The 23,465-nt window shown below is 72.2% G+C and carries 27 protein-coding genes; 18 read left to right on the top strand and 9 right to left on the bottom strand.

Translation table 11 applies throughout. The features are described 5' to 3' along the window. Positions 1-24: 24 nt before the first annotated feature. Together BKE41_RS22235 and BKE41_RS22230 are read right to left on the bottom strand one after the other, a co-directional pair. Complete coding sequence (locus BKE41_RS22235) at positions 25-270, bottom strand: hypothetical protein (RefSeq protein ID WP_012321175.1); 246 nt, start codon at positions 268-270, stop codon at positions 25-27. A 240-nt stretch (positions 271-510) separates the two neighbouring features. Further along, positions 511-1,119, bottom strand: a complete 609-nt coding sequence (locus tag BKE41_RS22230) for a PAS domain-containing protein (protein ID WP_012321174.1) — start codon at positions 1,117-1,119, stop codon at positions 511-513. 170 nt (positions 1,120-1,289) lie between these two features. On the opposite strand from BKE41_RS22230, the gene BKE41_RS22225 reads away from it, so the two are divergent. The 5 genes from BKE41_RS22225 (at position 1,290) to BKE41_RS22205 (ending at position 5,721) form a co-directional block, all read left to right on the top strand. Further along, a complete protein-coding gene (locus BKE41_RS22225; RefSeq protein ID WP_012321173.1) occupies positions 1,290-1,595 on the top strand; it encodes a hypothetical protein in 306 nt (101 codons plus the stop codon). Positions 1,596-1,679: 84 nt separating this feature from the next. Continuing rightward, complete coding sequence (locus tag BKE41_RS22220) at positions 1,680-3,251, top strand: ABC transporter substrate-binding protein (RefSeq protein ID WP_043074531.1); 1,572 nt, start codon at positions 1,680-1,682, stop codon at positions 3,249-3,251. Between the two features lie 398 nt (positions 3,252-3,649). Continuing rightward, complete coding sequence (locus tag BKE41_RS22215) at positions 3,650-4,972, top strand: MFS transporter (RefSeq protein WP_012321171.1); 1,323 nt, start codon at positions 3,650-3,652, stop codon at positions 4,970-4,972. 131 nt (positions 4,973-5,103) lie between these two features. Next, the gene (locus tag BKE41_RS22210; protein ID WP_012321170.1) at positions 5,104-5,283 is read left to right on the top strand and encodes a hypothetical protein; all 180 of its coding nucleotides are present in this window, start codon (positions 5,104-5,106) and stop codon (positions 5,281-5,283) included. A 24-nt stretch (positions 5,284-5,307) separates the two neighbouring features. Then, positions 5,308-5,721, top strand: a complete 414-nt coding sequence (locus BKE41_RS22205) for a VOC family protein (protein WP_012321169.1) — start codon at positions 5,308-5,310, stop codon at positions 5,719-5,721. A gap of 119 nt (positions 5,722-5,840) precedes the next feature. Here BKE41_RS22205 and BKE41_RS22200 read toward each other — a convergent pair whose 3' ends face one another. Beyond that, complete coding sequence (locus BKE41_RS22200) at positions 5,841-6,677, bottom strand: porin family protein (protein WP_012321168.1); 837 nt, start codon at positions 6,675-6,677, stop codon at positions 5,841-5,843. 425 nt (positions 6,678-7,102) lie between these two features. On the opposite strand from BKE41_RS22200, the gene BKE41_RS22195 reads away from it, so the two are divergent. The 4 genes from BKE41_RS22195 (at position 7,103) to BKE41_RS22185 (ending at position 9,069) form a co-directional block, all read left to right on the top strand. After that, entirely contained in the window at positions 7,103-7,597 is a 495-nt protein-coding gene (locus BKE41_RS22195) for a GAF domain-containing protein (protein WP_053622247.1), read from the top strand. 116 nt (positions 7,598-7,713) lie between these two features. Further along, a complete protein-coding gene (locus tag BKE41_RS31735) occupies positions 7,714-7,863 on the top strand; it encodes a hypothetical protein (protein ID WP_012321166.1) in 150 nt (49 codons plus the stop codon). Positions 7,864-8,072: 209 nt separating this feature from the next. Continuing rightward, positions 8,073-8,297: a hypothetical protein gene (locus BKE41_RS22190; RefSeq protein WP_012321165.1), complete on the top strand. Its 225-nt coding sequence runs from the start codon at positions 8,073-8,075 to the stop codon at positions 8,295-8,297. 316 nt (positions 8,298-8,613) lie between these two features. Further along, positions 8,614-9,069, top strand: a complete 456-nt coding sequence (locus BKE41_RS22185) for a MucR family transcriptional regulator (RefSeq protein ID WP_012321163.1) — start codon at positions 8,614-8,616, stop codon at positions 9,067-9,069. A gap of 95 nt (positions 9,070-9,164) precedes the next feature. Here BKE41_RS22185 and BKE41_RS22180 read toward each other — a convergent pair whose 3' ends face one another. Further along, positions 9,165-9,368 carry a hypothetical protein gene (locus tag BKE41_RS22180; RefSeq protein WP_308631011.1) on the bottom strand — a complete coding sequence of 68 codons (204 nt, stop codon included), beginning with the start codon at positions 9,366-9,368 and terminating at the stop codon, positions 9,165-9,167. 176 nt (positions 9,369-9,544) lie between these two features. Here BKE41_RS22180 and BKE41_RS22175 point away from each other — a divergent pair, with 176 nt between their 5' ends. Further along, entirely contained in the window at positions 9,545-9,793 is a 249-nt protein-coding gene (locus tag BKE41_RS22175; RefSeq protein WP_012321161.1) for a hypothetical protein, read from the top strand. Positions 9,794-9,822: 29 nt separating this feature from the next. Further along, positions 9,823-10,101 (top strand): hypothetical protein, encoded by a 279-nt coding sequence (locus BKE41_RS22170; RefSeq protein WP_012321160.1) that lies wholly within the window; start codon positions 9,823-9,825, stop codon positions 10,099-10,101. A 9-nt stretch (positions 10,102-10,110) separates the two neighbouring features. Here the strand turns inward: BKE41_RS22170 and BKE41_RS32490 are convergent, their stop codons facing one another. Then, on the bottom strand, positions 10,111-10,239 hold the full coding sequence (locus BKE41_RS32490; protein ID WP_012321159.1) for a hypothetical protein: 129 nt from the start codon (positions 10,237-10,239) through the stop codon (positions 10,111-10,113). Positions 10,240-10,444: 205 nt separating this feature from the next. Between BKE41_RS32490 and BKE41_RS22165 the strand changes: the two genes are divergently transcribed. The 4 genes from BKE41_RS22165 to BKE41_RS22150 all read left to right on the top strand — a co-directional run bounded on the left by BKE41_RS22165 (position 10,445) and on the right by BKE41_RS22150 (position 13,716). After that, positions 10,445-10,975, top strand: coding sequence for a DUF3016 domain-containing protein (locus BKE41_RS22165; RefSeq protein WP_024828892.1), 531 nt, complete (start codon positions 10,445-10,447; stop codon positions 10,973-10,975). A 193-nt stretch (positions 10,976-11,168) separates the two neighbouring features. After that, the gene (locus tag BKE41_RS22160; protein ID WP_071000120.1) at positions 11,169-11,663 is read left to right on the top strand and encodes a ferritin-like domain-containing protein; all 495 of its coding nucleotides are present in this window, start codon (positions 11,169-11,171) and stop codon (positions 11,661-11,663) included. Between the two features lie 200 nt (positions 11,664-11,863). Then, entirely contained in the window at positions 11,864-13,354 is a 1,491-nt protein-coding gene (locus BKE41_RS22155; protein ID WP_029361269.1) for an HWE histidine kinase domain-containing protein, read from the top strand. Then, positions 13,351-13,716: a response regulator gene (locus BKE41_RS22150; protein ID WP_012321155.1), complete on the top strand. Its 366-nt coding sequence runs from the start codon at positions 13,351-13,353 to the stop codon at positions 13,714-13,716. The genes BKE41_RS22155 and BKE41_RS22150 overlap by 4 nt, the downstream gene beginning before the upstream one ends. A gap of 155 nt (positions 13,717-13,871) precedes the next feature. On the opposite strand, the gene BKE41_RS22145 is transcribed toward BKE41_RS22150, so the two are convergent. Both BKE41_RS22145 and BKE41_RS22140 read right to left on the bottom strand, forming a co-directional pair. Further along, complete coding sequence (locus BKE41_RS22145; protein ID WP_024828895.1) at positions 13,872-14,069, bottom strand: hypothetical protein; 198 nt, start codon at positions 14,067-14,069, stop codon at positions 13,872-13,874. A gap of 48 nt (positions 14,070-14,117) precedes the next feature. Then, positions 14,118-17,810, bottom strand: coding sequence for a S8 family serine peptidase (locus BKE41_RS22140; protein ID WP_245295980.1), 3,693 nt, complete (start codon positions 17,808-17,810; stop codon positions 14,118-14,120). 22 nt (positions 17,811-17,832) lie between these two features. Between BKE41_RS22140 and BKE41_RS32235 the strand changes: the two genes are divergently transcribed. The 3 genes from BKE41_RS32235 to BKE41_RS22130 all read left to right on the top strand — a co-directional run bounded on the left by BKE41_RS32235 (position 17,833) and on the right by BKE41_RS22130 (position 20,819). Next, a complete protein-coding gene (locus BKE41_RS32235; RefSeq protein ID WP_245295988.1) occupies positions 17,833-18,168 on the top strand; it encodes a hypothetical protein in 336 nt (111 codons plus the stop codon). Between the two features lie 403 nt (positions 18,169-18,571). After that, positions 18,572-19,627 carry a helix-turn-helix domain-containing protein gene (locus tag BKE41_RS22135; RefSeq protein WP_071000118.1) on the top strand — a complete coding sequence of 352 codons (1,056 nt, stop codon included), beginning with the start codon at positions 18,572-18,574 and terminating at the stop codon, positions 19,625-19,627. A gap of 1 nt (position 19,628) precedes the next feature. Further along, the gene (locus BKE41_RS22130; RefSeq protein WP_071000117.1) at positions 19,629-20,819 is read left to right on the top strand and encodes a transporter substrate-binding domain-containing protein; all 1,191 of its coding nucleotides are present in this window, start codon (positions 19,629-19,631) and stop codon (positions 20,817-20,819) included. A gap of 26 nt (positions 20,820-20,845) precedes the next feature. On the opposite strand, the gene BKE41_RS22125 is transcribed toward BKE41_RS22130, so the two are convergent. Both BKE41_RS22125 and BKE41_RS22120 read right to left on the bottom strand, forming a co-directional pair. Beyond that, complete coding sequence (locus BKE41_RS22125) at positions 20,846-22,219, bottom strand: LLM class flavin-dependent oxidoreductase (RefSeq protein ID WP_063111824.1); 1,374 nt, start codon at positions 22,217-22,219, stop codon at positions 20,846-20,848. Next, on the bottom strand, positions 22,219-23,457 hold the full coding sequence (locus BKE41_RS22120; RefSeq protein ID WP_024828899.1) for an SfnB family sulfur acquisition oxidoreductase: 1,239 nt from the start codon (positions 23,455-23,457) through the stop codon (positions 22,219-22,221). Before BKE41_RS22120 ends, BKE41_RS22125 begins: the two co-directional genes overlap by 1 nt. Positions 23,458-23,465: the final 8 nt, after the last annotated feature.

The raw sequence follows: 23,465 nt of genomic DNA, 5'->3' as shown, positions 1-23,465 counted from the left end.
GCCGCGCGATCAGGTCTCTCGCGATCAGGCGGCCCGCGCCTGCCCGTGTGCCTGCCCGTGTGCCGGGTGGCGCCGCAGGGGACCGGGCGCTCCGAACAGGGACTGGTACAGCGCGGCCGGCGTCCGGGCCTCGCCGCTGCCGTCCGTGATCGTCACCTCGGCCATGCCGGCCGCGATCAGGCTCATGCCCTGATCCAGGGCGGTCAGGACCGAGGCGTGCTGGTAGGCGAACCGGCGCGCGGACAGGCGTGCGGTGACGGTGAAATGCATGACGACGATCCCGGAAATCCGAATCCCGCCGGGGTTCGGACGGCAACGGCGCGCGCGCGGCACGCTCGGGTGAGGACGGGGCTCCGGCAACGCCGCTGCCGGCATCCGGTCCCGCACCTGCTCGCCGCCAATAAAGTCGTTATCTTGACGAAAGCTTGTTCGTCCCCGCTTTGCACGGAAAAAGGCCGATCACTGTCGGTGCGGCTCCAGTGTTTGCCGCCGCTCCGCCGCGGTCAAGCTTCAGTTCAGGAGCCGGCGCCGCTCGGCGACCTGCCGCCGGGCCAGCCGCCGCCCCAGCGCCATCAGCAGCGCGTCCGCCTCGGCCTTCAGGGCCGGATCGCCCAGCGCCGCGAGGGCCCGCTGCGCGGCGAGGGCGTGCTCGACCGCCCGGTCCAGGGGCGTCTCGCCGGTGCCGGGCGCGGCCGCGCCGCCGGTCTCCTCGCCCGCGCGCAGCGCTGTAATGTCCACGAGGATCCCGCGCCCGCCCGTCGGCCGGCCGTCACGGTCGCTGGTGAAGCGGCCGCGCGCCAGGACCCAGCGCGTCCGGCCGTCGACGGAGATCACCCGGTACTCGGCGACGTAGGAGCTCCCCGCCGCGACGCTGCGGCGGACCAAGCCGACGACGCGGTCGCGGTCGTCGGCGTGGATGGCCGCCTCGTAGTGTGCCATCGGGATCCCGGCTTCCGCCTCGGTCGGGTCGACCTTGAACAGGAGCGCCACCAGGGCGTCGACCCGCACGCGGTCCGTCGCGGGATCCCACGCCCAGTGCCCGATCATGTCGGCGGAATCGAGCGCGATCTGGAAGGCTTCGATGCAGGTCTGACCGACGGGCGCGCGGGTCTTGGGCATGGCGATGGGCGTGTGCGGTTCCGAGCCGGTCGGTCTACGGGGACGGTAGCTGCAACCTCAAGAGTTCTTTGACGCATTTATGCAACTGTTGCGTGCTGGCCACTCGCGTGCCGATGGTCTTCTGTATTATGAATGCTCAAGCCAGCCCGCGCGCCAGAGCCTGACCGCCGATGGGATCGAAATCACCTGTCCGGGGCAGATCCTCCGGGGATGCGGCGCCGGAGGACGACCTGTTCCAGCGCTCCGCCCCGCCGCACGCGCCGGGGGCCGGGCGGCTGCTGCAGCGGATCGCCGAGGCGCTGCAGGTTCCGGCCGCCTCCCTGTACGGCCCGCAGGGTGCGGAGCGCGGCGCCGCCGTCGCCGGCGGGCGTGCCGACGAGGCCGACGCCCTGCTGCACGCCTACAGGCGCATCGATGATCCCGAGCTTCGCCGCCGCGTCCTGACCCTCGTGCAGGATCTGGCGGCGGCACGCTGACCGGCGCGCCCGTGACGCGCCCGTGACGCGCTTGGCCCGCCACGTGCTAACCTCTGCGGGACTGCAACGCTTGGGCGAGTCGGCATGCTGAACAGACGATCCTTCATGGCCCTGTCGGGCGCCGCCCTCGCGGCACCGGCCCTGGCGCAGGGCGGCGCCGCCCGGACGCTCAAGTTCATCCCGCAGGCCGACCTGACGGTGCTCGATCCGATCTGGACGACCGCCTACGTCACCCGGAACCACGGGCTCGCCGTCTTCGACACGCTCTACGGCACCGATGCCGGCTACGCCGCCCAGCCGCAGATGGTGGCGGGCCACACGGTGGAGAACGACGGCAAGCTGTGGCGCCTCACCCTGCGGCCCGGGCTGACCTTCCACGACGGCAGCCCGGTGCTGGCCCGCGACTGCGTCGCGAGCGTCGCGCGCTGGGGCAAGCGCGACGCGATGGGCCAGACCCTCATGGCCTACACGGACGAGCTCTCGGCCCCGGACGACCGGACGATCCAGTTCCGGCTGAAGAAGCCCTTCGCGCTCCTGCCGGACGCGCTGGGCAAGGTCGGCTCCTCGATCTGCGCCATCATGCCGGAGCGTCTCGCCAGGACCGACCCGTTCACGCAGGTGACCGAGATGGTCGGCAGCGGCCCGTTCCGCTTCAAGGCGGACGAGCGCGTGGTCGGCGCCCGGGTGGTCTACGAGCGCTTTGCCGGCTACGTCCCCCGCGAGGGCGGCGAGCCGCAATGGACCTCGGGCCCGAAGCGCGCCTTCGTCGACCGGGTCGAGTGGCACGTCATCCCCGATCAGGCCACCGCCGCCTCGGCCATGCAGACGGGCGAGATGGACTGGTGGGAGCAGCCGCCGGCCGATCTCGTCCCGACCCTCGGCGGCCTGACGACGCGGATCACCGATCCGACCGGCCTGATCGGCTGCCTGCGGATGAACCAGCTCCAGCCGCCCTTCGACAATCCGGCGATCCGGCAGGTGCTGCTGAAGGTCGTCGACCAGACCGACTTCATGCAGGCGGTGACCGGGACCGATCCCAAGCTGATCCACGTGCCGACCGGCTTCTTCTGCCCGGGCCTGCCCATGGCGAGCGATGTCGGCCTCGACGTCCTGACGCGCAAGCGCGACTACGCGGGCGCCAAGGCGGCGCTGGCGGCGGCGGGCTACAAGGGCGAGAAGGTGGTGCTGATGGGCGCCTCGGACTTCCCGAGCCTGAAGGCGCTCGCCGACGTGGCGGCCGACATGCTCACCCGCGCCGGCTTCAACGTCGACTATCAGGTCATGGACTGGGGGTCGGTGGTGCAGCGGCGCGCCAAGAAGGAGCCGGTCGCCCAGGGCGGCTGGAGCGCCTTCTGCACCTTCTGGGCCGGGCTCGACCAGGCGAATCCGGCGGTCAGCGCCTTCCTGCGCGGGACGGGCCAGAGCGCCGCGATCGGCTGGCCCACCAGCGAGAAGATCGAGGCCCTGCGGGACCAGTGGCTGGACGCCCCGGACACCGCCGCGCGCAAGCGGCTCGCGGGCGAGCTCCAGCAGCAGGCCTTCGTCGACCTGCCCTACCTGCCCCTCGGGCAGTACTTCAACCAGACCTCGTACAAGCCGTCCCTGACCGGTGTCCTCGACGGCGTGCCGGTGTTCTGGAACGTCAAGAAGGCCTGAGGGCGAGGTCTGTAGGCGGTGCGAGCGGTCGAGAGACGCCCGCGCCGCCCGTCGTTGCGGGCGCAGCGAAGCAGTCCAGCGGCACCGCGCCCGCGGATGCCGGGCTGCCCCGGGTCGCTTCGCCGCCCCCTCGACAGATCCGCGCCGTTGAAGCCCGGCGGCGCTTCCCAGCCGCGGCGGCCGCGGGTTAAGCAGGGTCGGCACAGGTCACGACCAGAGATGACCGGCCCGCGAGGAAGCCCGAGACGCCGCGCCTGCCCGCCGCCCGCCCGCGCGGCGGCGCCCGGCGCCGTCCCGCCCCGCGCGGGCCCGGCCCTGACCCGGAGACGTGACCTGGATCGACCCGGACCCCCGCGGGGGCCGGCCTGACCCCGAGACACGCCGCGAGGATAGGCCCGATGACAGGCTCCTTGGACGAGGCCGCCCTGGAACGCTCGGCGATGCGCAGGATCGGCTGGCGGCTCGTGCCGTTCCTGATCCTCGCCTACTTCGTCTCCTTCCTGGACCGCGTGAATGTCGGCTTCGCGGCGATCCAGATGAACCACGATGTCGGCCTGTCGGCGACCGTGTTCGGCTGGGGCGCCGGCATCTTCTTCCTCGGCTACTTCCTGATGGAGATCCCCAGCAACCTGATGCTGGAGCGCTTCGGGGCGCGGCTGTGGATCGCCCGGATCATGGCGACCTGGGGGCTGATCTCCGCCGCCATGGCGCTGGTGCAGGGGCCGTGGTCGTTCATCGGCCTGCGCTTCCTGCTGGGGCTCGCCGAGGCCGGCTTCTTCCCCGGCGTCATCCTCTATCTCACCTACTGGTTCCCCTCCGCCTACCGGGCGCGGATCATCGGGATCTTCATGATCTCGATCCCGATCTCGTCGTTCCTCGGCTCGCCGATCTCCGGCGCGCTGCTCAACGTGACGGGGCTCGGCCTCGCCGGCTGGCAGTGGCTGTTCATCCTCGAGGGCCTGCCGGCGGTGTTCCTGGCCGTGGCGGTGCTGTGGTTCCTGCCGGACGGGCCGCGGGACGCGGCGTGGCTGCCGGCGGCCGAGCGGGACTGGCTGGAGCGGCAGCTCCGGGCCGAGGCCGCGCGCAACACCCGCCGCGGCCAGCCCGCGAAGCCGCCGCTCTGGGACATCCTGCGCGACCGGCGGCTCGCCCTCTTCGCCGCCATCTACTTCGGCTCGACGGCGAGCAGCTACGGGCTGTCGTTCTGGACGCCGCAGATCGTCAAGAGCTTCGGCCTCGGCAACGTCGAGACCGGGCTCCTGAACAGCATCCCGTACGGGTTCGCGTCCCTCGCGATGGTCCTCTGGGGCCGGCACAGCGACCGGACCGCCGAGCGGCGCTGGCACCTCGCGCTCTCGTTCCTGATCCTCGCGCTGGGGCTCGCGGGCGGCACGGTCCTCTCGGGGCTCGGCCCGGTCGTGGCGGCGCTGACGATCGCCGCCATGGGCGTCTACATGCTCAAGGGCCCGTTCTGGGCGCTCGCGACCGAGCAGATGCCGCCCGCCACGGCGGCGGCGAGCATCGCGGCCATCAACGCGGTCGGCAATCTCGGCGGCTTCCTCGGGCCCTACCTGATCGGCGCGATCAAGGACGGGACCGGCAGCTTCACCTTGAGCCTTCTGCCCCTGGTGATCTTCGCCCTGCTCTCGGCCGCCCTGTCGCTGGTGCCGGGCCGCGCCCCGCGTCCGGACCAGGGCACGCCGCGGCCGTCGACCGTCTGAGCCCGGCCGGGCGGCGAACCGAGGCCGGGACCGGCCGGTTGGCTCCGGTACAGCCGTCGCCCGGCGCGGGGCCGATCCGGACCGGATCGGGGCCCGCGGGCCGGGCGCGGCGATGAGCGGGAGCCGGACCCATGAAGCTCGACGACGCCTTGCGGGACGCCATCCTGGCGGAGCTGACGCGCCAGGCCGAGGCGGAGGATCCCGCGCCGCAGGTCGACCTGTCGGAGCCGGGCTACGCGCGGATCTCGGGGCGGATCGACCTCGAGGCCCTGCTGATGGTGATCGCCGGCGCGGTCGCCGGCGGGCCGTGACCGAGTCGCCGCCGGGAGATCGCCGTGCCCCAGCTCAACGCCATCCTGGAGACGGCGCTGTACGTCGCGGACCTCGACCGCGCCGAGGCCTTCTACCGCGACACGATGGGATTGCGCTGCCTCTTCACCGACTTCCGCATGCGCGCCTTCGACGTCGGCGGCCGCGGCGTCCTCCTGCTCTTCCCGGAAGGCGGGTCCCTGCAGCCGATCGAGACGCCGGGCGGTCTCATCCCGCCCCATGACGGCCGCGGCCCGGCCCATATCGCGTTCTCGATCGACGCGGACGCCCTCGCGTCCTGGGAGGATCATCTCGCGGCCGCCGGCGTGGCCGTCGAGGGCCGTACCCGCTGGCCGCGGGGCGGCGTCAGCGTCTACTTCCGCGACCCGGACGGGCACCTGCTCGAGCTGGCCACTCCCGGCCTCTGGAAGGGCTACTGAGGCGGCGCCGGGCCGCGATCCGGCCGCCCGAACGGCGACGGGGCCGCCTCCTCTCGGAAGCGGCCCCGTGCGTGTTCGGTCCGCCGCGACGGTCGCGATGCGACCGTCGCGGTGTGGTCTCAGTACGAGCCGAACTTGTAGTTCAGGCCGGCGCGGACGACGGCGAACTCGTCGGAGCGGCGGCCGATGCCGCTGTAGACGACCGGGAAGTTGTTGGCGGCGTTGATGACGAACGCGCCCTGGTTGCGGGTGTTGCGGTCGAGGTTCACGTACAGGCCTTCCACCTTCAGCGTCACGGCCGAGGAGCGGAAGAAGTTCAGGAACGAGTCGGTCGGGAGCGCGTACTCGATGCCGCCGCCGACGGCCCAGCCGGTGCGGAAGCTGTCGTTACCGGCGTAGCCGCCGAAGGAGCGGTCGGCGCTGCCCGAGCCGTAGGCGAAGCCGCCGGTGCCGTACACGAGGGTGCGGTCGAAGGCGTAGCCGAGGCGGCCGCGCACGGTGCCGAAGAAGTCGAGGCTGGAGAGGCCGCGCGGGTCGGTGAGGTAGTAGCCGGGGGCGACGGCGCCGGAGACGAAGGCGTTGTTCCGGTTGCGGCCGAAGTCGAGGTACTGGGCGTCGGCCTCGACGCCGATCACGACGCCGGAGCCCGGGGTGATCTGCCAGTTGTAGCCGATCTGGCCACCGCCGGAGAAGCCGTCCTGGCTGCGGTTGCGGAAGGAGGCGACGGTGCCGGGGGCGGCGTAGGGGAAGGGCACCGCGAAGGTGTTGCCGGTGTTGCGGTCGCTGGCGTCGAAGGCGTAGCCGGCGTTGATACCGAAGTAGGCGCCGGTCCAGGTGAAGACCGGGACGGGGGTGAACACCGGCGGCGGGGCGGCGCGGCGCGGCAGGTCGGCGGCCGAGGCGGCGCCGGTCAGGAGGGCCGTGGCGGCGCTCGCGAGAAGAAGCTTCTTGATCATCTGGTCCTCTGTCTCCCGTTGGACGGGATGTGTGCGGGGCGGACAGGACGTCAGGATGTGCCGGCGCGATAGTGCATCGTTGCAACAGCGCCGGCGGGGGTCCCGAGCCGGTGGGTCGGAAGGTGCGCTGGAGCACATCATCGCGGCCTCGTGATCCAATGGTGCGGAACTATTTCGAGACTTCTGTCACGGCGTCTCGCCGTGGCGGCCAATATGCGGTGGCCGGTTCCGCTCATCTCCGCGCGGTGACCTGCAATCTCCGCGTGGCCGCTCGCCATCGGCGGGCCGCTTGATCCAGGTTGTTGCCCGCGGTGTCGGCGCTGGCCAGGCTCGAGCGCCGGTTGATTTCGGGTGACGGCGACGTCGCGCGGCGGCCCCACACGCCCTGTTGCTCGCTGGATCGGAGTGCGCGCGCCGCGTCCGCCATGGATGAACGCTTCCTGGATCCTGCCTCGGGTCTGGCTCTGGCCTGTCGCCGTCTGGCGACCGCCTGCTCCCTGGAGGAGATGGTCGCGATCCTTCGCGAGACGGCACGGGCGATCGCCGGATCCGACGGGATCGCGGTGGTGCTGCGCGAGGGCGACGCCTCCTTCTACGCCGCCGAGGACGCCATCGAGCCGCTGTGGCGCGGCCGCAGGTTCCCGCTGACGTCGTGCATCTCGGGGCACGCGATGCTGGACGACGCCACCCTCGTGATCCCGGACATCGAGTCCGATCCCCGGGTGCCGGTCGCCCTCTACCGCCTGACCTCGATGCGCAGCCTCGTGATGGTGCCGATCGGCTCGCCCGAGCCCGTCGCCGCGCTCGGCGCCTACTGGTGCGCCTCGGTCATCCCGGACGACGCGACGGTCCGCCGGCTCGAGGCGGTGGCCCGGCACGCGGCGGCTGCCCTGGCGCGAATGCGTCCGGCGGGGTCGTAGCGGTCGGGGCCGCGCGGCCCGGCGACGGCGCCGGGATCCGGCCCGCGGCGGGATCGATCGGCCGTCCCGGCCGTTCCCCGCCTCCAGGCCCCGCACGGAAGACCCAGACCCGCCACATGAAGCGCCTCACCCTCATCGGCATCTTCGTCGTCCTGCTGCTCGCCATCGTGGCGATCGCGGCCACGTGGTCGAAGGTCACGCCCGTCAATCCGGCGGTCGCGCCGGACACCTCGGCGACGCCCAATCCCACCGGCGAGCGGAAATGAGGCCGCGGTGATCCAGCGCCCGGCACGCCGCGCCTGACCGGGGCCCCGCCGGGGTCCGTCGGTCCGGAGGCGCCCGCATCCTCCGGGACGGACGGGGTCGGCCCGCACCGCGGTCCCGGCGCCCGGCGGCGCGGCGGTCCTCCGGGGAACATGCGGTGGCCACCCGCCTTCCCTACACGAGGGGCCGCGAGGCCGGTCGGGAGGGACCGATGGGACAGGATGTCGACGCCGCGCGCGAAGCCCTGGGAACGGTCCCGCCGGGCCGGCCGCTAGCCCCGGAGAAGCGGCCCGACCCGGCCGCCGGCGGCAGCGGTCCGCACGCGCCGGGACCCGTGGATCCCGGACCCGACGCGGCGCCGGAGAGCGGCGGCTACGACACCCGGCCGCCCGCGCCGCAGCCGGATAACCGGAAGGGCGGATACGGGGCCGGCTGAGGCGCTCGAATTCCCTCTACCTGCCCATCGCGTTCGCTGCCGGGACGCGCCGCTCGTCGGAGGCGTCCGCGGACGCCCGGCGGCGCTCGCCGGCATGGCCCGGGGCTGTCGCGCCGGCATCCGGATCGCCCGCGACCGGGGCGCCGAGATCCTCCGCGATCCACGCGGCGGGGCGACGGATCGCGCGCCCGGCGGCGTCCGCGCGGCGCGGGAAAATCTCGAGATATTCGTCGAGTCTTCGTTCTATATTTACGCTGTTTAAACCCTTGCCGCGCCCAAACCGTAGGAACGTAAATCGCTTGCTGAAAGTCCGATCATGAATGAGACCTTCGATGAGACTTCCAACACCTTGGCCGCGATGACCGCCGAGCTTGTCGCCGCCTACGTGTCGAACAATCCGGTGCCGGCCGCGGAACTGCCGGCGCTGATCGTGCGGGTGCACGGCGCGATCAGCGGGCTCGTCGCCGGGACGCCGACGGCGGCCGGCGCGGCTCCGCAGGTCGAGGTCGAGAAGCCGAGCGCGACCCAGATCCGCAAGTCGGTCCGGCACGACGGGATCGTCAGCTTCATCGACGGCAAGCTCTACAAGACGCTGAAGCGCCATCTGGCCAGCCACGGCCTGGACCCGCGCAGCTACCGCGACAGCTACGGCCTGCCGACCGACTATCCGATGGTCGCCCCCGGCTACGCCGAGCAGCGCTCCGCCCTCGCCAAGGCGATCGGCCTGGGCCAGCCCGGCGCCATGGCGCGGCGCGGCGGCTCGGACCGCTGATCCCCGACAGGCCTGTCGCCGCCCGGCGGCGACACCGCCGCCGGCGCGGACCGCCGCGCGGGCGCCGGTGAGCGCCGGTGAGCGCCGGTGAGCGCTCAATCCCCCGGGCCTCCGTGGCGCCGCCCCGGACCTCCGCTCGTCTCGGTGCGGCCGCGGGCGTAGCCCAGGGATACCAGACCCCCCTGCCGGGCGAGGCGCCGCTCCAGCGCCTCGAGATCGACCAGCGCGTCCGCGATGGCGGCGACGAGGGCGGTCCACGCGTCGCCCCGCGCCGCCCGACGATAGGCGACGGCGATCATCTCGGCCTCCCTGAGACGAATCTCCGCAGGGGCCGCGTCGGGATCAGGGTGCATCGCCGCTCGAATCCGTATAGAACATATCACGAACAAAGCGCATCGATGCGGCGGGTTCAATCGCCGATGCGCCCTGTTTCCGGATCGCGGTGGAGTGCTGTGGATTGATCGAGAGAAGCGCAATGCCGACGCGGCTTTACCGTTTCCACTGCACGGACGGCCACGAGCTGGTGACCGACCTGCGCGGCAGCCGGTTTCCCAACGCGGCGCAGGTGCGCGCCCACGCCGAACGGGTCGCGCTCGCGCTGATGGAGCGGGTCGTGGAACGGTTCGACTGGTCGGGCTGGCAGGTCGAGGTCTACGACGCCAAGGGGCGCCGGGTCTGGATCCGGGCCTTCCCGGACGTGAGCGTCGACAGGCGTGCCGCCTGAGACCGGCGGCCGCGCAGTAGGAGAAGCAGATGGCGTTCAAGCCGAAATCCGCCGCCGAGACCAAGGCGCGCGATCTGGGGCTCGCCCTGGCCCGGATCGCCGAGGAGGCGGGCCTGCCGGCCCATATCGGCGTCGACCGCTTGCGGCGCGCCAGTCCCCGGCTGACCCCGCTGGCGGTGGGTCAGATGGTGCGCCGGGAGCGGGACACCGTGGAGGCGACCCTGGCCGAGCGCGGCCTGACGCTCGTCGACTATTCCGATCAGGGACCGGGTCGCGGGATGGAGTTCGTCATCGACGCGGCGGCCTGAGCGGCGCGGTCAGGCCGTCGCCGGGCGGCTCCGCAGAAGGCGGCCGATCAGGCGGAACGGCAGGAGCGGCAGCTTGAACAGCGCCGTGACCACCAGCACCGCCACGACGGTGAGAAGCGCGAGAACAGAGTTCATCATGCGCGTCGGACTCCCATGACCGGCTCGCCCCTCGGGCCGGGAACGCTACGAGGCGCCCGGAACACGGCGAGACTATGAACGCGCGGGAGCCATTCGGTCGCAGCCGTCCATGCGCGCGGGGCCTGGGATACCGGGCTCCGTTCGGGCGGTTCCATCCGGCAGGCCTGCCGGGGGCGGGCCCGCATCGGGCGGAGAGGAGTTCGGTATGCGCACGCGTCTCGCCGCAGGATTGGCCACGCTCGCGGTCGCGACCCTGCTGTCGGTGACCGGGCCGTCCGCGGCCCCGGTTCAGGCACGGGGACAGGTGAACGTGCGCTACGCCGCGCCGGACCGGTTCACCGATGCCGAGAACCGCTTCGGCTCCGGGCAGCCGCTCCGGGTCACGCTGGCCGAGTTGACCCGGATCTTCACGGATCTCGGCGCGGCGCGGCTCCGCCCGGATGAGCGCCTCGACATCACCGTGCTCGACGTCGACCTCGCCGGCTTCGACCGGCCCGGCTTCGCGACCCCGACCGGCCTGCGGGTCGTGACGGACGCCACGCCGCCGCGGATCCGCCTCGCCTACAGCCTGCGTCGCGGCGGTCGCGTCGTCGCGCAGGGCGAGGACACGGTGACGGACATCAACTTCCTGCTGACGTCTAACCCGCGCTTCTCCACCGGCGGCCTCTACTACGAGCGGCAGATCCTGCGCGACTGGTTCGCCCGGCGCTTTCCGGAGCCCGCGGGCCGCGGCTAGAGGCCCTCGGCCGGCCCGACGACATCCTCGGTGAAGGGGCCGGACCGGCACCGGGCTGGCACCGGTCCCCGGCCGGAGGAGCCCGGCGGGGCCGCGGCCGTCCATGGCGGCGCCCGGGCCGGATCGGTCCGGCGGCCCGGAACAGCGCCCGGCCCCCCGGGTTCGCCGGGCATCGCGGACACAGGAGGCGACGATGTCGGGACCCGACAGCCTGAAAGAGGTCTATCTCGACGAGATGCAGGATCTCTGGTCGGCGAACGACCAGATGGTCCGGGCCGTGCAGGAACTCGGCGGCCAGGTCAGCGACGCCAACCTGAAGCGGATGCTCGACCGCTCCGTGGACGGGATCCGGAAGCACACCGACGTGCTGAAGAGCCTGATCCGGGCCAATGGCGGCGAGCCCCGACCGGAGCCCTGCAAGGGCATGGAGGGCCTCGTCGCCGAGGCGCTGAAGCACGGGATCAAGGCGGCCTCGCCCGACCCCCGTCTGCGCGACGTGGCGATCATCGCGCAGTATCAGCGCATGTCGCATTACGGCCTCGCCGGCTTCGGCTCGGCGGCCGCCTACGCCAAGGCCCTCGGCCGCACCGACGACGCGTCCAAGCTGAAGCAGGCGGTGGACGAGATCTACGAGGGCGACGCGGCCGCGAGCCAGCTCGCCGAGGCGGTGGAGCGCGCCGCGGCCTGAGGAGGCTGCGGGGCGCGGGATTCGGTCATCCGAACTCGGCGGGCCGGGTCGGCACCGACCGGTCCCCTACCGGGCACGGGGGCGGTGTAGTAGCCTGGGCGTGACCCGCCCGCCGGGACGGCCACTCGGCAGGTCGCGGAACGGGCTTCCGCATCCGCGCTGCGCTCGCCCGAGCTGGAGCCTCACGAGTCGGTCACCGCATGAGCGAGGCCTGCATCTTCTCGGCCGGCTGCAGCGAACTCGCCGACCTCGTCCGGACCTACGACTGGGCGGAGACGCCGCTCGGTCCCATCGCCGGCTGGCCGCGGAGCCTGGTCTTCGCGGTCAGCACGCTGCTGCAATCGCCGGTGCCGATCGTGCTGCTCTGGGGCGAGGACGGCATCATGATCTACAACGATGCCTATTCGAGCTTCGCGGGCGGGCGCCATCCCGCGCTCCTCGGCTCCAAGGTGCGCGAGGGCTGGCCGGAGGTCGCCGACTTCAACGACAACGTCATGCGCGTCGGCCTGGCCGGCGGGACGCTGTCGTACAAGGACCAGGAACTCACCCTGCACCGCTACGGCCGGCCCGAGCGGGTCTGGATGAATCTCGACTATTCGCCGGTCTTCGGCGAGGACGGGCGCCCCGCCGGCGTCATCGCCATCGTGGTCGAGAGCACCGAGCGCGTGCTGGCCGAGCGCCGCCTGCGCGCGAGCGAGGAGCTGTTCCGCACCCTCGCCCAGGGCATTCCGCAACTCGTCTGGCGCGCCGCGATCGACGGAGCCTGCATCTGGTCGAGCCCGCAATGGCAGGCCTATACCGGGCAGACCGACGCGACGAGCCTCGGCTGGGGCTGGCTGGAGGCGGTCCATCCGGGCGATGAGGCGGTCGCCGAGGCCGCGTGGCGCGAGGCGCCGGTGAGCGGCCACCTCTCCTTCGAGCACCGGCTCCGCAACGCGGCCGAGGACCGCTTCTGCTGGTTCCAGACCCGGGCCGCGCCGGTCCGCGACGCGCAGGGCCGGATCGTCGAGTGGCTCGGCACCTCGACCGACATCGACGATCTGCGCCAGCTTCAGGAGCGGCAGCAGGTCATGGTCGCCGAATTGCAGCACCGGACCCGCAACCTGCTCGGCGTCGTGCGCTCCATCGCCAAGCAGACGATGGCCCAGACCGGGCCCGGCGAGACGTTCCGGCAGCGGTTCAACGACCGCCTGTCCGCCCTGTCCCGGGTTCAGGGCCTCCTCTCGCGCTCCGACCAGGAGCCGATCACGCTCCGCTCCCTGATCGAGACGGAACTCGCCGCCCTCGATGCTCCGGCCATGCAGGCGCGCATCCGGCTCCACGGGCCGGTGGTGCGGCTGCGCAAGGCGACGGTGCAGACCTTCGCGCTGGCCCTGCACGAGCTCGCCACCAACGCGCTGAAATACGGCGCGCTCACCACCGCGCACGGGCGCCTGAGCGTGACGTGGCGGACCTACAGGGCGGACGATGGCGGCGGCCGGCTGCTGGTGGAATGGGTGGAGGAAGGCCTCGTCCGCGGACCGGAGCTGGCGGACGCGGTGCCGCGGGGCGGCTACGGGCGGGAGCTGATCGAGCACGCCCTGCCCTACGCTCTGAAGGCGACGACCAGCTACGAACTCGGCGCAACGGCGCTACATTGCTCGATCAACATCCCGCTCCCCGAGGGAGAAGCCGCAGGCAGCCCCGCATGACTCCGAAACCACGCGCGCTGGCCGGCAGGCGGGTCCTGCTGGTCGAGGACGATTACTTCATCGCCGTCGATCTCAAGTCCGGCTTCGAGGAGGGCGGCGCCCAGGTCCTGGGCCCTGTCGCCAGCGTCGACGAGGCGCTGGCGCTGATCGCCGGCACGTCCGAGATCGACGCCGCGGTCCTGGACATCAACCTGCAGGACGAGCTCGTCTACCCCGTGGCCGACGCGCTGCGCGCGCGCGGCGTGCCCTTCCTGTTCGCGACCGGCTACGACCCGGTCGCCGTACCGTCGCTCCACGGCGCCGTGGCCCTCTGCCAGAAGCCGATCGACCCGCAGATCGTCGCGCGCGCCCTGTTCGGCTGAGATGACCGGTCCCGCCGGCGGTGTGAGGTCGGCGACGCGCCGGATGTTTCCCGTGAAACATCGTCGCAGGCACATCGTCCTGCGCTGCCGCCCGTGCGGATCGCGGGGGCGCTGACCCCGATCCCGCGGTGACGTCACGGGCGGGGTGGCGGCCGTCAGCGATCCCCGAAGAGGCGCACGATCGCGCCGGCGAGCAGCCACAGGCCCCGCAGGAGCCACCAGAGCAGCCGGCCGACCTGGACCAGCAGCTCGACGGCTTCGAGACCGTCGACCAACCGACGGAAGAGGCCGGGCCGGCGGGACGCCGGCTCGGCCTCGATCGGCGGCTCATCCCGGCCGTCTTTCCCGCCCATGCACGCCTCCGGAGCCCGGCACCGGCCGGGGATGGGCGGCGCCGTTCCTCACCACGCGGCCTGGAGGCCGGCGGTGAACACCTGCGCGGTGGCGCCCGGGCGGACGTCGCCCGTGTAGCCTACCGACAGCTGCACGCCCTCGGCGACCGCGCCCGTCAGGCTCACCCCGAGGACCGCGCCGTCCCGCCCCAGCGCGCTCGTCCGGCTCAGGAACCCCGCCCCGAACAGGTTCGACCGGACCAGCGCCGCCGTGTCGGCCAGCTCGTGCGCCCAGTACGCCCGGCCCTCCAGCCGCAGGTCCGGGACGCCCGCGAACGCCCAGCTCGTCACGCGCCCGCCGACCAGGCTGCGCGCCGCGTCGAGATCCGCCACCGCGAACCCCTGGCCGCCGAAGCCCTGGTTGACCAGACCGCCCCGCTCGGACACCCGGCCCCGCGTCAGCCGATCGTAGCTGAAGCCCACCTCCGGGACGAGGTCGACGGGCAGGCCCACCGCCAGCGTGTAGCCGGCAAAGCCCGACACCCCGCCGTTCCAGCCCGACGACAGCCCGCTCGCCTGCGACACCGCCGTGCCCAGCGCCACCGTCCGGTCGACCCGGCCGTCGGCGTACGACACCCCCGCCGTGCCGCGCAGCACCACGGCGCCGAGCCGCGTGCTGGCGTACAGCGTGCCGCCGTAGCTGTCGGTGGTGAACCGGCCCAGCCCCGCGCCCCGCGACGTGCCGCCCTCGCGCAGGTAGCTGAACGCCGCGCCCACCTGGGTGTCCGCCCCGACCTGACGGTCGACGCCCATCAGCAGCCCGCCCGCGTCGAACCCGGCGCCCGTGGCCGCCCGGTCGCCAGCGCGCGCGCCGAACCCGTACAGCGCGTCGGCCCAGACCCGGCCCTCGCCCACCGCCAGCGGCGCCGCCGCCGCCCCGGCGCCGCCGCGCACCTGCAGCGCCGTCCGGTTCGGGCCCGGGCCCGGATCGCCCGCGCTGAACGCGCCCGCGCCGCCGCCCAGGCCGCGCTGGTGCCGGTCGATCGTGTCGGAGAGCAGCCGGCGCGCGGCGAGGTCGGTCATCACCGCGTCGCCGTAGCTCTGGCCCGACAGGCTCGCCAGGCCGCCCGGCAGGGTCGCCGGGTCGGCCGCGTAGAGCGGGTCGTACACCCGCGCCCGCGCCGCGTCCGGCCGCGTGCCGGCGGCCGGGCGGGCGAGGTCCAGCGCCGCGCCCACGGCCCGGGCGTTGCCGGTCTGGGCGAGGCCGAGCCCGGCGAGGTTGCCGTAGGCGGCGGGGGTGACCACGAGGTCGAGGCCGGTGGCGGCGTAGAGCGCGTCGAAGCGCGTGCCCGCCGGCAGGCCCGCCGCCGGCTGGGCGAGCCCGGTGAACGAGCCCGACAGCCCGGCTTGCGCGGTGAGCACGCCGAAGCGCTGGCCGAGCGCGGGGGTGAAGCTGTTGCCCGCGTTGCCGGTGATGCCGCGCAGCTCCGGCACCAGGGTGCCGCTGGCCGAGACCGTGCCGGTCGGGCCGAGCGCCAGGAGGCGGGCGTAGCTGCCGGCGCCGGTGCCGGTGCCCGGGCCGTCGATGTCGAGGCCGAGGCTGCTGCCGGGGTTGAACGCCACCGGGCCGAGGACGGTGAGCGTGCCGGGGGAGTTGCCCGGCCGCAGGGCGCCGGCGACCGTGACCGGGGCCGCGATGGTGCCGATGCCGCGCAGGGTGCCGGCGGCCGCGACGGTGACCGGCGAGGCCCAGAGCCCGTTGAGCGACAGCGTGCCGGCCTGGACGGTGGTCGGGCCGGAGAACAGGCCGAGGCCGGTGAGCGTGAGCGTTCCGGGGCCGGCCTTAGTCAGGCTGGTCGGACTGGCGGTCTCCAGGATGGCGCCGGCGTAGGTGGAGGCGGCCGCGTTGGAGACCGTGAGGGCGCCGTTGCCGAGGACCGCGGAGGCCGGACCCGCGAGGTCGGTGAGCGTGAAGGCGGTGCCGCCGAGGTCGAGGGCGCCGGTGTTGGTCAGGCTGGTGAGCCCGGCGAGCGGGCCGGTGATCTGCACGAGGCCGGTGTTGGTGAGCGTGCCGTTGAACTGTCCGGACAGGCGGGCGACGCCGGTGTTGGTCAGGTCTGTGGTGAGGGTGCCGTCGCTGGCGACGAGGCCGGCATTGCTGAGGCCGCCGGAGGCGGTGAGGCTGGCGGTCTGGGCGACGGCGACGAGGCCGGCATTGGCGAGGGGGCCGGCGAGGCTGTAGCTGCCGCCGCCCGTGACGGCGAGGGTCGCGCCGGCGGCGTTGGCGAAGGTGCCGGCGCTGGTGACGGTCCCGGACACGGCGAGCAGGCCGGCATTGTTGGCGATAGCGCCGTCGATGCGGCCGGCGCTGGCGAGCACGGTGCCGGCATTGGTCAGGCCGCCGCTGATGGTGCCGCTGGTGGCGAGCGTGCCGGTGTTGGTCACGCCGCCGCCGATAGCGCCGGTGTTGAGCGCCAAGCCGGCATTGGCGACTCCGCCGGAGACGGTGCCGGTGTTGATCAGGAGGCCGGCATTGCTGACGGTACTCTGGGTCCATCCGGCGTTGATGTAGGTGCCGGCGCCCTGGACAGAGACCGGCGAGGTCAAGCTGCCGGTGGCAGACAGGAACAGGGTACCGCCGGCGACGGTGGTCGGTCCGGCATAGGTGTCCCTACCGGCGAGTTCGAGGGTACCGAGGCCGACTTTGGTCAGGCCGCCGACTCCGGAGATGTCGTTGGCGAAGCGGCCGTAATAGGCCTGTCCGTTGTAGGTAGTGTTGACCGTCCAGTCGGAGGTGAACTGGCCAGGCCCGTCGATGGCCTTGCCGAGGTTGAGCAGGCCCCAGCCGTAGACATCGTTCGGCCGATCCGCGGGTCCGTCACCGAGATGGGTGGCGGTGGTGAACATCGTCTGGGCAATCTGCGGCGCGGTCAGGAACGGGAATGCCTGACGCAGAACAGCGGCCGCACCCGCCACGTACGGCGCCGCATACGATGTACCATCGTCCGATGCAAAAATTCCTCCGGGCTTTGTCGAAACGACATCTACTCCAGGAGCAGAGATACACCAATCCGCTGCAACGCCGCAGAAATTACTAAATGAAGCTATATGACGCTGCTCGTCAACAGCAACTACTGCTACAATGTATCCGGAAACGCTTGAGAAATCGATTTCACTCTGATCAATCTTGGTCAGATTAGGGTTTAGATTTTCGACATATCTAATATTTCCATATTGATCTATCTCGTTTCGGGGGTTAATACCTATTGCTTCATTGTAAAATTGATAGACACCACTTGTAGAATTAGCTGGTTTAATATAGGGTAGAATGGCCGAATCGCTGGGACTCTGTGCTGAGTTGGGCTGAAGAGATCGGTCGTTACCGGCAGCAAATATAAACAGCATATCCTTTGAGGCGCCTCTCTGTATTGCCTCATATTGCACCAATTGGTCAGAGTAATTGTACATTTGATTCGGAACAGGTTCGATTATATTTTTAAAATTAAAACCATAGCTCCCATTTAGAACACGCGCGCCATTTTGAGTTGCGTAGTCGATGGCGGCCGTAACTTCAGTTGCGGTTTGTGGGTTGCGGATGAATAGTAATCTGCTGTCGAATGCGACGCCCATCATCCCTGCGTTGTTGCGTGCAGCCGCGATTATACCAGACACGAACGTGCCATGCCCGATAGCATCGTCAGTAAGATCAAGTGAAATTTGCCCACCGGCAATCGATCGAGAAAGCGAAGACAGCTGCCCCAAAAATTCGGGATGGTATCGATCGATGCCGCTGTCGATGACAGCAACCGTTACGCCGAGACCGGTGAAGCCGCGTGCATACGCGGTCGCAGCATTGATTGCTCCCAAGCCCCAACCGCGCCTGTATTCGGGCGTGTCGAACTGCGCCGCGGTCAGGGGAACGCCAAAGGCATCGAACGTCGAAGGCGAGCGCGCCGGCACGGTCTGCGCCGCCACAGGTCCGAGCGCGAGCGCGAGCGTCGCGAGCGAGCTGCCGACCAGCAATCCCAGGCGCACGGCACCGCGCCGCCGCGTTCCGCCGCCCGCGCCCGTGCTCGGATCACAGGATCCGGTCGTGTTCTCTACGTCGCTATACTTCTGAATCACTGAAATGACCCCCGCCATGTCCGTTTCGGACTTTGCGAGGGGCATAGAAAACGCGACCTTAACGGACTATCGCAGGGCTGCCACAGTCGGGGCCGCGCGCGACATTCTGGTACGGCAAACCCCCATTCTGGGACGGAAGGAACCGTCCGGCGGCTCGCGTGTCAGGATTGATCCGAAAGCTGCGCCCGCGGCGCCCCGATCCGGCGGCCCCCGCGTCGAATCGCACGCCGCCGCGACAAACGACAGTGTACAGCCGCTCAGGTCGGCGGGAGACAGGGGGACTGTCCGGGTGGACACGGCTAACGTGCGGGATGACCGGACCGCGTTGCCACGCGTCAACTTGGGGCAGGCCCTCGTTCTTCATCGGTCGTGCTCACAGCAGGTGTCAGGCTCTACGTATGTCTTCCGAAGAGAGAAACCGGGACCCGGACGCGGCACCGGCCGGGGGTGAGGCGCCGGGCGGCGAGGTCGCCTGCCTGCGGTTCGAGCCGCCGGAGGATCGAGAGGCGCTCGGCCGGGCGTGGCAGGATCACCTCGCGCCGATCTTCGACGTGAGCTTCCGCCCGGAGACCGACCTCACCGTCCCGATCGCGATGCGCAGCTACCACCTCGGCGACCTGCTGGTCGGCGACGTTGTGGCGCCGGCCCACACCCTCGTGCGGACCCGGGAGATGATCGGCCAGCAGGGCCTCGACCACATCCTGCTGCAGTTCTACCGGCGGGGGCAGAGCCGCGTGGAGACCGATCAGGGCACCGGGCCCGTGAACGAGGTCCAGTGCATCGTCTTCGACCTCGCCCAGCCCGTGCGCATCGTGGCGGGCGCCGTCGACGCCACGAACGTCGTGATCCCCCGCGCCCTGCTGGAGAAGCAGGGCTGCCACCCCGACGCCCTGCACGGCCGCCCCCTCGACCACGACGGCGACCCGTTCGGGCGGCTGGTCCACAACTTCGTCGCCAACGTGGTCGCCTGCGGCGACCTCCTCGACCGCCGCGAGGCCCTGGCGGCCTCGACGGCGATCACCCAGCTCTGCGCCAGCTGGCTGCGCGGGCAGGAGGAGGGGCGCCCCGCGCAGCACCAGGACGTCCGGATCCGGGTCCGCCGCCTGGTCGAGGCGGAGCTCGGCAACCCGAAGCTGACGCCCGCCCTGATCGCGACGCGGCTCGGCCTGTCGCGCTCGACCCTGTACCGGCTGTTCGCCCCCAACGGCATCGTGGCGTATATCCGCGACCGCCGCCTCATGGCGGCGATGCGGATGCTCGTGCGCGACGATGCCCCCAAACCCCTGCGCGTCTCGCAGGTCGCCTTCGCGGTCGGCTTCTCGGACGAGCGGACCTTCCGGCGGGCGTTCAAGCGCCGGTTCGGCTTCATCCCGAGCGACGCGTCCCAGCGCCTGGACACCGGCCCCGAACCCGCGCCCGGCGCCGTCCTGCGCAACTGGATCGAGAGCCTCTGACGTGCCGGGCCGGTCCGCCGGACGGCGGCGCGGCGGCGCGCCCGCTCGCGTCCTGTCCCTCTGTCTGTCCCTCTCCCTGTGTTTCGCGGCCGCCGCGCCGCTCGCCGCGGCCCCCGTCCGGGCCGGGACCGCGGACGCGGCCCCCGCGCTCCGCACCGGCGAGCCCGAGACGTGGCGGGTCGCGACGCATCCGGTGCCGCCCCTGGTCATGGACGAGGACGGCCGGCTGCGCGGGTTCAGCATCGATCTCTGGAACGCCGTCGCGCGGGAGCTCGGCGTCCGGACGGCCTATGTGCGCGTCGACGACCTGCCGGCGCTGTTCGCGGCGGTCTCGGACGGGCACGCGGACCTCGCCATCGCGGCGGTGTCGATCACCGCGGAGCGCGAGCGGCGGTTCGACTTCTCGGTCACGATGCTGGAGACCGGCCTGCGCATCGCCGTCCGGGCGGAGCCGGACGCCACCGGCTCGGCCACCGCGCGGGCCCTCCGGGCGCTCCTGAGCGACGCGGCCTTCCTGCAGGTCCTCCTGGGGCTCGCCGCCCTGATCCTGGCGGTGGCGGCCCTGGTCTGGTGGCTCGAGCGGCGCCACCCCGGCGGCATGGCGACGCGCTCGGGACCGGCGCGCGGCTTCGCCCACGTCGTCTGGTGGGCCCTGAGCAGCCTCGCCGCGCAGGCGGAGGAGATGCCGCGCAGCCCCCTGGCGCGGGCCGTCACGGTCGTCTGGCTGTTCACCTGCATCGCCCTGGTGGCGTGGTTCACCGCGGGCCTGACCAGCACGGCCACGGTGGAGCGCCTGCGCGGCGCGGTCAACGGCCCGCAGGACCTGCCGGGCAAGCGGGTGGGCACGGTCGCCGACACCACCTCGGTCGCCTACCTGGCGGACCATTTCGCCACCCCGGTGAGCTTCGCGACGCTGGAGGCGGCCTGCGCGGCCCTGCAGGCCGGCACGGTCGCGGCGGTCGTCTACGACGCCCCCGCGCTGGGCTACTACGCGACCCGGCCCGGCCACGAGGCCCTGCGCCTGGTCGGGGGCGCCTTCAACCGGCAATCCTACGGCATCCTGTTCCCGGCCAACGATCCCCGGCGCAAGCGCGTCAACCAGGCCCTCCTCGGCCTGCGGGAGGACGGCCGCTACGACGAGATCTACGGCCGCTGGTTCGGCTCCGAGAGCGGCGAGTCCCAGGGCCGCTGATCAAGGCCGCTGATCAAGGCCGCTGATCAGGGCCGCTGAGGCGCGCCGCGGTAGGCCTCGGCCGGGTGGCGGGCGGGCAGCCGGTCCCCCTGGCCGAACAGCTTCGCCCGCAGCGAGCCCTCGGCGTAGGCGGTCTTGTAGAGGCCGCGATCCTGCAGCTCCGGGATCACGAGGTCGATGAAGTCGGAGAAGCTCTCCGGCACGACGATCCGGCTGAGGTTGAAGCCGTCGACCTCGCCCTCCGTGATCCAGGCCTGGAGTTCGTCGGCGATCGTCACCGCGTCGCCGGTGAGCACCGCGTAGCGGCTGCCGAGCTGCAGCTCGGCCAGGAGGTCGCGCTTCGTCAGCCCGCGGCTGGCCGCCGCCGCGGTGGCCGACTGGATGGCGTTGCCCGGCGCGTAGGGGATCGGCTCGTCGAGGCCGTAGCGGGCGAAGTCGATCCCCGTGGAGGCGGAGAAATGCGCGAGCCCCGCCTCCGGGCTCGCGTAGGACAGGTACTCGTCCCGCTTGGCCTCGGCCTCCGCGCGCGTCCGTCCGGGGATGATCGCGAGGCCGACGAACACCTTCACGTCGTCGGGATTCCGGCCCGCCGCGACCGCCTCGGCCCGGATGGCGCGGACGGATTCGCGGGCGGTGGCCGGGTCGCGGGCCGAGATGAACACGCACTCGGCGTGGCGGCCCGCGAAGGCGCGGCCGCGGCCCGAGGCGCCGGCCTGGTAGAGGACCGGCGTCCGCTGGGGCGACGGCTCCGACAGGTGGTAGCCCTCGACCGCGAAGAACGCGCCCCGGTGGGTGACCTTGCGGATATGGGCGGGATCGCTGAACACCCGGGCCGCCCGGTCGCGGCGCACGGCCGCGTCGTCCCAGCTGCCCTCCCAGAGCCGGTAGAGCACCTCCAGGTACTCGTCGGCGTAGTCGTAGCGCCGGTCGTGCGCCGGCAGCGTGCCGCCGCTCTGGGCGCGGTGGGCGCTGTCGAGGTAGCCGGTGACGACGTTCCAGCCGATCCGGCCGCCCGTCAGGTGATCGAGAGTCGAGAGGCGCCGGGCGAAGGTGTAGGGCGCCTCCTGGTGGACGTTGATCGTCACGCCGAAGCCGAGATGCTCGGTCACCGCCGCCATGGCGGAGATCATCACGGTCGGGTCGTTGACCGGGAGCTGCACGGCCTCCCGGGCGGTGACGTCGATGCCGCCGCCGTAGACGTCGTAGACGCCGATGATGTCGGCGATGAACAGGCCGTCGAACAGGCCGCGCTCCAGGAGCTTCGCCTGCTCGGTCCAGTAGGACAGCGTGTTGTACTCGGCCGAGCGGTCGCGCGGGTGGGTCCAGAGCCCGTGGTTGATGTGGCCCGCGCAGGTCATGGTGAAGGCGTTCAGCAGGATCTGCTTCGTCGCGGCGGCCATCAGAGCGCTCCGTGCCGGGGCGGCTGCCGGCCGTCGAGGTGGTAGGCGCCGATCCAGTGGTACTTCCACCGCACCGGATCGTGCAGGGTGTGGGTGCGGACGTTGCGCCAGTAGCGGTCGAGCGCCTCGGCCCGGTCGGTGGCGGAGGTGCCGCCGAGCTCGACGAGCTTGTTGGCCGCGAGCAGGCCGGCCCGGTGGCTCGCGGCCCGGGCCTCCGCCACCGCCACGGAGGCGGCCGCGACGCTGTCGGCGTCGGGGGCGGCCTGGGCGGCGTCCACGTAGCGGCCGGCGCGCGCCAGCAGGGCGTCGGCCGCCGCGAGGCGCACCTGGACGTCGCCCAGCGCGTGGAGGGTCAGCGGATCCTCGCTGGCCCGGGCGACGCCGGAATCGATCCACGGCCGGGCGCGGTCCCGCACGAGGGGCAGGGTCGCCGCGAAGGCGCCCGCGCCGATGCCGAGATCGATCCCGGCGTGCAGGATCTGCGCGAAGGGGCCGATCGCGGTCGGCCGCTCCAGCGAGGCCTGGAACGGCACCACCCAGTCGGGCTCCACGGCGACGCGCTCGAACAGGACCGAGCCCGAGCCGGTGAGCCGCTGCCCGAACCCGTCCCAGTCGTCGACCAGGGTCACGCCGGGCGCGTCCCGGGGGACGAAGACGAGGTAGGCGACCGCCCGCCCCTCCTCCTCGGCGCTGGCCAGGGTGGGGATGCGGTGGGCGTAGAGCGAGCCGGTGCAGTAGTATTTGCGGCCCTCGACATACCAGCCGGCCGGGTCGCGCACGAGCCGGGTGCGGCGGGTGTGGTCGCGCGCGCCGATCTCGGCCAGCGCGTTGCCGAAGCGCTCGCCCGCCAGGACGCGGCCGTAGAGGGCGCGCTTCTGGGCCTCGGTGCCGCCGTTGCGGAGCACCTCCAGGGCGTAGAAGTGGTTCTGCGGGATCTGGCCGAGGGAGCCGTCCGCCGCGGCGATCCGGGCGATCACCTGGGCGACCGTGGCGCTGTCGAGGCCGGGGCCGCCGTACTCCCTCGGCACCGTGATCGCCCAGAGGCCGGATTCGGCGAAGCGCGCGATCTCGGCGACCGGCAGACGGCGCTCCAGGTCGCGCGCGGCGGCGGCCTCGGCGAAGTCCTCCGCCAGCCGGTCGGCGACGGCGAGCGCCGCGGCGGCGTCCGGAAGGACCGGCACCGGGCGCGGCGGCGCGGGTGCCTGCGTGTAGGCGGTCTCGTGGGGCTGGAGCGGCATCGCCCGGT

It is taken from the genome of Methylobacterium sp. C1, from assembly GCF_001854385.1.
Lineage (GTDB): Bacteria > Pseudomonadota > Alphaproteobacteria > Rhizobiales > Beijerinckiaceae > Methylobacterium > Methylobacterium radiotolerans.
Note: the sequence above shows the minus strand (reverse complement) of the source record. Positions and strands in the feature narration are given on the sequence as shown.

Bases quoted from the DNA above. Each gene is read 5' to 3' on its own strand.
- BKE41_RS22235 (WP_012321175.1), bottom strand. From the start codon at position 270: ATGCATTTCACCGTCACCGCACGCCTGTCCGCGCGCCGGTTCGCCTAC.
- BKE41_RS22180 (WP_308631011.1), bottom strand. From the start codon at position 9,368: ATGATCGCCGTCGCCTATCGTCGGGCGGCGCGGGGCGACGCGTGGACC.
- BKE41_RS32235 (WP_245295988.1), top strand. From the start codon at position 17,833: ATGCCGCTGTCGATGACAGCAACCGTTACGCCGAGACCGGTGAAGCCG.
- BKE41_RS22215 (WP_012321171.1), top strand. From the start codon at position 3,650: ATGACAGGCTCCTTGGACGAGGCCGCCCTGGAACGCTCGGCGATGCGC.
- BKE41_RS22135 (WP_071000118.1), top strand. From the start codon at position 18,572: ATGTCTTCCGAAGAGAGAAACCGGGACCCGGACGCGGCACCGGCCGGG.
- BKE41_RS22200 (WP_012321168.1), bottom strand. From the start codon at position 6,677: ATGATCAAGAAGCTTCTTCTCGCGAGCGCCGCCACGGCCCTCCTGACC.
- BKE41_RS22170 (WP_012321160.1), top strand. From the start codon at position 9,823: ATGGCGTTCAAGCCGAAATCCGCCGCCGAGACCAAGGCGCGCGATCTG.
- BKE41_RS22190 (WP_012321165.1), top strand. From the start codon at position 8,073: ATGGGACAGGATGTCGACGCCGCGCGCGAAGCCCTGGGAACGGTCCCG.
- BKE41_RS22150 (WP_012321155.1), top strand. From the start codon at position 13,351: ATGACTCCGAAACCACGCGCGCTGGCCGGCAGGCGGGTCCTGCTGGTC.
- BKE41_RS22155 (WP_029361269.1), top strand. From the start codon at position 11,864: ATGAGCGAGGCCTGCATCTTCTCGGCCGGCTGCAGCGAACTCGCCGAC.
- BKE41_RS22145 (WP_024828895.1), bottom strand. From the start codon at position 14,069: ATGGGCGGGAAAGACGGCCGGGATGAGCCGCCGATCGAGGCCGAGCCG.
- BKE41_RS22125 (WP_063111824.1), bottom strand. From the start codon at position 22,219: ATGGCCGCCGCGACGAAGCAGATCCTGCTGAACGCCTTCACCATGACC.
- BKE41_RS22225 (WP_012321173.1), top strand. From the start codon at position 1,290: ATGGGATCGAAATCACCTGTCCGGGGCAGATCCTCCGGGGATGCGGCG.
- BKE41_RS22160 (WP_071000120.1), top strand. From the start codon at position 11,169: ATGTCGGGACCCGACAGCCTGAAAGAGGTCTATCTCGACGAGATGCAG.
- BKE41_RS22120 (WP_024828899.1), bottom strand. From the start codon at position 23,457: ATGCCGCTCCAGCCCCACGAGACCGCCTACACGCAGGCACCCGCGCCG.
- BKE41_RS31735 (WP_012321166.1), top strand. From the start codon at position 7,714: ATGAAGCGCCTCACCCTCATCGGCATCTTCGTCGTCCTGCTGCTCGCC.
- BKE41_RS22210 (WP_012321170.1), top strand. From the start codon at position 5,104: ATGAAGCTCGACGACGCCTTGCGGGACGCCATCCTGGCGGAGCTGACG.
- BKE41_RS22165 (WP_024828892.1), top strand. From the start codon at position 10,445: ATGCGCACGCGTCTCGCCGCAGGATTGGCCACGCTCGCGGTCGCGACC.
- BKE41_RS32490 (WP_012321159.1), bottom strand. From the start codon at position 10,239: ATGATGAACTCTGTTCTCGCGCTTCTCACCGTCGTGGCGGTGCTGGTG.
- BKE41_RS22195 (WP_053622247.1), top strand. From the start codon at position 7,103: ATGGATGAACGCTTCCTGGATCCTGCCTCGGGTCTGGCTCTGGCCTGT.
- BKE41_RS22175 (WP_012321161.1), top strand. From the start codon at position 9,545: ATGCCGACGCGGCTTTACCGTTTCCACTGCACGGACGGCCACGAGCTG.
- BKE41_RS22220 (WP_043074531.1), top strand. From the start codon at position 1,680: ATGCTGAACAGACGATCCTTCATGGCCCTGTCGGGCGCCGCCCTCGCG.
- BKE41_RS22230 (WP_012321174.1), bottom strand. From the start codon at position 1,119: ATGCCCAAGACCCGCGCGCCCGTCGGTCAGACCTGCATCGAAGCCTTC.
- BKE41_RS22185 (WP_012321163.1), top strand. From the start codon at position 8,614: ATGAATGAGACCTTCGATGAGACTTCCAACACCTTGGCCGCGATGACC.